The 260-nt window shown below is 61.2% G+C and carries 1 pseudogene; it reads right to left on the bottom strand.

Features of this window, described 5'->3' with window-relative positions:
* A pseudogene (locus tag EUU22_RS25200) lies at positions 1-260 on the bottom strand (hypothetical protein); the annotation flags it as partial.

Genomic DNA, 260 nt, shown 5'->3' on the forward strand with positions numbered 1-260 from the left:
GTCTTCTATGCCCTTTGCAACTGCTGGGGGCGTCATCTGCTGGAGCCGCAACACCAGCTCGGTTTCCGCATCGCCACGAATGCGGCGCAAGAGCACGTCGCCAAGAAAGTCGAAAAGGTCGTTTCCCAGGTCCGGGCGCGCACGCCTGGCTCGTTCAACCGCCGTGATGATGTACCCGACGCAGGCAGCTTCCAGAAATTCGGAATCGGCCCGCGCATAGGTGCGATAAACTGGAAAGCAGGCGACCACTTCGCGCAGCG

The organism is Ciceribacter ferrooxidans (assembly GCF_004137355.1).
In the GTDB taxonomy this organism is placed as follows: Bacteria; Pseudomonadota; Alphaproteobacteria; order Rhizobiales; family Rhizobiaceae; genus Allorhizobium; species Allorhizobium ferrooxidans.